Raw genomic sequence first — 5,697 nt, 5'->3', positions numbered from 1 at the left:
TCTCCGTTAACAAGAACGTTAACATCTGTCGCTGATACTCTATCTACTGTTGCTAGAAGATCTTTCATAACTTGAGAGTTTCCAACAATTTGCTTTTCTTCAATTCTATATGAGTCTACAAGGTCAAGACCACCGGCTTTCTTAGTAAGTTCTGATTCTTTTTCTTCAATCTTTCTTTGAAGAGACTCATTTAAGAACTTAGCTGAAAGATACATTTTAATATTGGCAAGTGGTGTTTTAATAAGTTCAAGTACTTCTAAAACTGTATTAATATCATTTCTTTCAAATTTTCTTTCTTCATTACCTTCATTAACTTTGAAGTGGATTGTTCCAATGATTACTCCATCTAGAGATACTGGAACACATAGTTCAGACTGGATTCCATTTTCTTCAGATGATGCGAAGATAGGATCTCTTGATACGCTATTTGAGAAGTAAGCTCTCTTAGTTTTAATAACGTGTCCTGCTGCTCCTAAACCTTTTGATTTTCTGTCAGCATTTTTGATGGCCTTTCCATTCTTAGCTACTAGTCTACAGCTATTATCTTCATGTACTAAGTTAAGAACAATTTCGTCACATGCGATGATGTTTGAGAAGTACTTTGTTAGTTCTGCGAAGAAAATTGACTCATCTAAAGTTGCAAGAAGTTTAGACGATAGAGTGTCGATTTTTGTTAATTCTTTAGCCACCATCTTAGTCATTGTCCTGTCTCCCGTTAAGTATATGTATTGAAGTTTTAAAATAACGCTTAGCGTTGAATTAAATACATGATACATTGCGTCTGAAATTTTTACAAGACTAAAATGCTCGGTTGTTTATATTTTTTACTATATTCCTCAGATTTTCAATGACTTAAGCCATCTAGGACTTATACACTTCCCAAAATTCTCCGTAAGAGACCCCAGAATCTTACCTTCAGTGTCCATAATATAGACATTTTGGAGGGCCTTAGACTGAGAAATAACACGCTGAGATGTAAAAACAATGAACTGTCCATCTTTTGAATAGTCTGGATCCTCATTTGAGCCAAAATCCTTAGTCAAACGACCCAAACCTGAACCATCAGAATTGATCTTAAAGAGGTCAAATCTATTATCCAACCATGAAGCAAAGACAATCTCCTTCCCATCAGGAGAGAAGCGAGGTGTGGCATTGAACTTTCCTACATAACTGATTCTCTTAACTTGATTCTCAGTGGCCGAAGGATTCATTGTATAGATCATTGGTTTTCCTGGTCTTGCAGACAGGAATGTCAGCAGAGAACCATCAGCTGTAATTGAAGGGTCGACATCAGGAGCCCCACTCTTTGTAAGACGCTCAAGCTTTCGAGTTGCAAGGTTCATCTTATAAAGCTCAGCATTTCCTTGGTGTGAGAGTGTAAGAATGATTGACTGACCATCAGCAGTAAAAACAGCTCCAGAGTTAATCCCCTTTCTTCTTGAAATAGATTTTGTCTGCATCGTTCTCAAATCAAGTAGCATAAGGTTAATATTTCTCGACTTCTTCACCTTTGTTTCATCAATCAATGAATAAAGAATCTGCTGTCCATCTGGTGAAACAGATGGAGAGATGACAATTCCACGATGGAAAGTTAGTTGCTTAACATTTGCCCCATCAAAATCCATCACATAAAGCTCTTTAGTTCCCGACTTTCTGTTAGCATCTGAAACAAAGACAATCTTATGTTTAAAAATTGGCTCCTTCTTAACAATGGCCTTATATGCGAGATCTGAAATCTCATGGGCCAACGCTCTATAGTCCCCAGTTAGGCTAAGTGCAGAGTTAGCCAAGACCTTTGACTCTGTCGAGCTTAGGACTCTAAACTCGAGTTGTGTTTGAGTCGCAATTTTTCTTAATTTCGCACGAATGACATAGTTCACTTCTTTTTGACGATAGAAATCATAGTTTAATGATTCATAATCACCTAGTGCCGAGGCCTTTGGTTGAACTGAAAAATAGTTTGAATAGAAGCGGAAATCATTTCTCACAACCTCTAAGATTTTCTCTGCATTATCTAAATCAGGCTTGGCGATTAGCCCTTCTTTATAGATCTCTTCAACAACAATTTTTTCTTTAACAACTTCTGCTTCACCTACGGCAACAACAGTTAAACCCTTTTGGGCAAATACGTTAAACGCTAAAACTAATACAATAAATAACTTCATTATCCCTCCTTAGAGTGGAAATGCTAATGCAATATCCCCTGCTGCTACCCTTGCAGCAATTTCTTTTTGTGGAATAGGAAATGATCCGACTCTTTGTAGTGCACGAACGGCCCTATCGTCATAATCCTTATTTCCACTTGATTCAATAACTCTATATTTTAAAAGTTTTCCACGTGAGCTGATATAAATCTGCACACGACAACTTAAGTTCTTATTCATTAGGTAACCAGGAAGCTTCCACCATTGGCGAACCGTCTCTGAAACTTCTGTCGCATATGTATCAAATATATCTCCAGAGTTTGATCCTGCTCCACCAGTGTAGCTATTTCCTTCACTAAGTTTATTTCCAAGGGCCAAGATCTTACTAAGGTTCTTTCCTTTAAATCCTCCGGCACCTGAGTCTTGAGCAGTCTTTTGAGCTTTCTTCTGTGGTTGAGCCTTGGCCTTTTTAACCTTTCTTTGACTTAGCTCCTTCAGCATATCTGCAAAAGACTTCTTCTTATTTTCCTTTTTGAAGACAGTATTTTCATCTCCACCTTTTGAAGTGACCTTCTTGGCCGGAGCTTTATCCAACTTCCCAGGAGCAGGTGCCATCTTCTTAAGTTCTTGGATAGTCATCTTAGGCATGGCCACAACATCTACTTTAATGGCCTTACCGATGACTCTCATTTTTTTCGATATCGCCTTTTCTTTAGGACCAGAAAGTAGTTCCGTTCCAGTAAAGGTAAATACCAAGGCAAAGAGAAGTGCATGAATCCCTAATGAGAATAAATGGTATGGTACCGCTCTATATCCTCTCATTTCTGATCTTCAACCTCTGTAACTAATGCAATTTGATTAATATTATTCGCCTTTAAGAAAGACATTAGTCTAGCAACCTTTCCATAATCCAATTTGTAATCAGCTCTCAAAAAGAGTGTTGAAGTATTTGTTTCTACAAATTTTGAACGAATAACTTTAACTAACTCATTTCTTAGAATTTTATCCTTTCCCAGGTAGTATTCATCTGAAAGCGTATAACTGAGAATAACTTGGCTGGAATTCAAATTTACGACATTAGATTCTTCAGTCTTAGGAAGTGTCAGCTCTATCCCATTAAACATAAGAGGAGCCGTCACCATAAAGATGATCAAAAGCACAAGCATAACATCAACAAGTGGTGTTACGTTTATCTCAGAGACTGGTCCCCCGTCATTCTTATTATTTCCAAAGGCCATAATCTACTCTTTAGTTTTCTTAGCAATAATTCTCTCAACTTCATTGATAAAGTGCTCACCAAATGAAACCAGAGACTCTCTCATCTTCGCCTTACGACTACTGAATTTATTGTAGAACCATACAGCTGGAATTGCGGCCACAAGACCAATTGCCGTTGCAACAAGAGCTTCAGCAATACCAGGGGCGACAGTTTCAATTGTTGCTCCACCTTTTGATAAACTTGCAAAAGAATCAATAATTCCCCAAACCGTTCCAAAGAGACCAACAAAAGGTGTAATCGAACCAATACTTGCTAGAGTTGTAAGAGAATCGCCCATATCTTCTTCAACTTTAACCATTGAGGCATTTAATGATCTCTCTAGTGAAACCATTCCAAAGTCTTTGAAGTGATCTTTTAGCTTGATAAGATCTCCATCATTGGCATCACGCATTTTATTAAACTCTTCATAACCCGCTTCAAAAAGACGACGATATGGAGACATGGCCATAGATCGACTGTGATCATGTATCTCTTTTAAACTTGAAGAGTTATTAAAGAGGTTCATAAAATCAACATTGGCCTGATTTAAAGTTTTAAAGAAAGATGTCTTCTTAAAGATAATTCCCCAAGAAACAACTGAAGCCAGAATAAGTAGTAGAAGGTCGAGTTTTACAACAATACTCGCCTCTAGCATGATTTGAAAAATATCTAATCCCTGATGTCCGTTCATGCAGAACTCCTTTTCTTATATATAAAGTAAAAATAACCAGAGAATGCCAACATTAGGCAAAAACTGTGTAAATTTATGGAATAAAGATTTGTCTTAAATAGCGAGAACTTATTTTCCCAAACAGGATCAAAGCCCAAAAGTGTATAAAGAGGAACAACGACAACTGATATAAAGAGTAAACTCGTTGTCACAGATCTTCTAAAAAAGAAAAAGTATGAGAAGTTCAATCCCATCATAAAAAGAATAGAAAGAGGAAGATCTTTGACCATCGGAAAGCATACTAGGAAGTACATAAAGACAATAACCGAGGTATAAAGAATCTTGGCCACAGTGTAATTCTTATTACGGCTTTCTGTTTCAATAATTAAGATAATGACAAGATCGATAAGAAACGTCCCCACAATCGATGCCGTATGCATAAATAGGCGTTCAACATCAAAGAGTACATTGTCAGCAAAAAACGGTCTCGCAAAGGCCACAAAGAATAACAGATTCATCACAACCAGTGCAGTAGAATGAAAACTTGGAATCAAGTTCTTTCTATTAAAGATAATATCTTGCAAATTCTTAATTCTCCCCTCGTAGAAGAATTTAAAGAATAGAATAAGTGCAACAGATTTTGAAAAGAGATTAATTGGCCATGCCAAATCTAGAATCCAGTTCTCAATAACAATGAGTCTGTGACCTAAACGAAAATGGAAGAAGGCCACAACAGAAATTGTTATAATATGAATCAACCAGCCAAAAATATAGAATACTGGAAGTCTTAAGAAAAAATATGGAATATTCTCTTTAAGTAGTCTCATCTCACCTATTGCTTCTTCGTTGGATTAATCCAATTCATTTGCAATTCTGGCGATGGGTATATCTTGGCATAATTCTTATACATAAGATTTTCTTTAACGAGGTCATCTATTTTTTCTAATAAATTATAGTAATTTTGCCAGAACTTTTTATTGCTTTTAAAAATATTGTTCAGATGTTTTGTCACCTGATATTGCTCTTGGAAATTAAATCCAGTTTCATAAATAACTTTATCCATTTTAGAGATAAATGTTTTAATTTCTTTGGCCGGGAACTCCTGTTGATAGAAGTTACCATCTTTAAGTTTTCCTAGAAGAGTTGGGTCAAACTTTGACTGGAATTGATTCAACTTCACTCTCGTCAAGTCTTCATAGAGAAGAATTGAAATCTGTAGCTTTGTAAGATCCATGATTTTAATAAATGGTACCGATAGAATGAAGAGGTATTGATCCTTCCCTAGCGGAAGGCCAAAATGAGTCACATTCGAAGAGTTCACATAGAGAATTTTATACTTCACTCCATACTCACCCATATCTTTCAAGAAACTTCTAAAATACTCATTTAATCCATAGTCAGGTTTATGAAAGTCCCACTTTAGAATCACTTGATTCTTAACAAGCCAATATTGCGCCATAATATTCCAGAAATCTTTTTCTGCGGGTAAATTATAGAGCTGCTTAGTTTTATCTTTTTTCTGCTTCTTCTGCTTAGCGTATGTAACTTTCTTCTTTTGAACTGTCTTCTCAAGACCATCCTTCTTAAGGATTTTCTTAATATTATTAAAGTCTACAAAGTCATTT

At 36.2% G+C, this 5,697-nt stretch carries 7 protein-coding genes; all 7 read right to left on the bottom strand.

Features of this window, described 5'->3' with window-relative positions; all coding sequences use genetic code 11:
• The coding region (locus M901_RS10755) for a GAF domain-containing protein (protein ID WP_021278219.1) at positions 1-701 on the bottom strand (701 nt) is incomplete at its 3' end.
• Positions 702-836: 135 nt separating this feature from the next.
• On the bottom strand, positions 837-2,165 hold the full coding sequence (locus M901_RS16555; protein ID WP_021278222.1) for a PD40 domain-containing protein: 1,329 nt from the start codon (positions 2,163-2,165) through the stop codon (positions 837-839).
• 9 nt (positions 2,166-2,174) lie between these two features.
• On the bottom strand, positions 2,175-2,966 hold the full coding sequence (locus M901_RS10745) for an energy transducer TonB (protein WP_021278221.1): 792 nt from the start codon (positions 2,964-2,966) through the stop codon (positions 2,175-2,177).
• Positions 2,963-3,382: a biopolymer transporter ExbD gene (locus M901_RS10740; RefSeq protein WP_021278224.1), complete on the bottom strand. Its 420-nt coding sequence runs from the start codon at positions 3,380-3,382 to the stop codon at positions 2,963-2,965. Before M901_RS10740 ends, M901_RS10745 begins: the two co-directional genes overlap by 4 nt.
• A gap of 3 nt (positions 3,383-3,385) precedes the next feature.
• The gene (locus M901_RS10735) at positions 3,386-4,093 is read right to left on the bottom strand and encodes a MotA/TolQ/ExbB proton channel family protein (RefSeq protein WP_021278223.1); all 708 of its coding nucleotides are present in this window, start codon (positions 4,091-4,093) and stop codon (positions 3,386-3,388) included.
• Positions 4,090-4,899, bottom strand: coding sequence for a hypothetical protein (locus M901_RS10730; RefSeq protein ID WP_021278220.1), 810 nt, complete (start codon positions 4,897-4,899; stop codon positions 4,090-4,092). Before M901_RS10730 ends, M901_RS10735 begins: the two co-directional genes overlap by 4 nt.
• 5 nt (positions 4,900-4,904) lie before the next feature.
• The coding region (locus tag M901_RS10725) for a hypothetical protein (protein ID WP_021278218.1) at positions 4,905-5,697 on the bottom strand (793 nt) is incomplete at its 5' end.

It is taken from the genome of Bacteriovorax sp. DB6_IX (assembly GCF_000447775.1).
Classification (GTDB): Bacteria; Bdellovibrionota; Bacteriovoracia; order Bacteriovoracales; family Bacteriovoracaceae; genus Halobacteriovorax_A.
Note: the sequence above shows the minus strand (reverse complement) of the source record. Positions and strands in the feature narration are given on the sequence as shown.

What these genes read in the sequence shown, in the direction of transcription:
- M901_RS10745 (WP_021278221.1), bottom strand. Translation starts at nt 2,966, where the DNA reads ATGAGAGGATATAGAGCGGTACCATACCATTTATTCTCATTAGGGATT.
- M901_RS10730 (WP_021278220.1), bottom strand. Translation starts at nt 4,899, where the DNA reads ATGAGACTACTTAAAGAGAATATTCCATATTTTTTCTTAAGACTTCCA.
- M901_RS16555 (WP_021278222.1), bottom strand. Translation starts at nt 2,165, where the DNA reads ATGAAGTTATTTATTGTATTAGTTTTAGCGTTTAACGTATTTGCCCAA.
- M901_RS10735 (WP_021278223.1), bottom strand. Translation starts at nt 4,093, where the DNA reads ATGAACGGACATCAGGGATTAGATATTTTTCAAATCATGCTAGAGGCG.
- M901_RS10740 (WP_021278224.1), bottom strand. Translation starts at nt 3,382, where the DNA reads ATGGCCTTTGGAAATAATAAGAATGACGGGGGACCAGTCTCTGAGATA.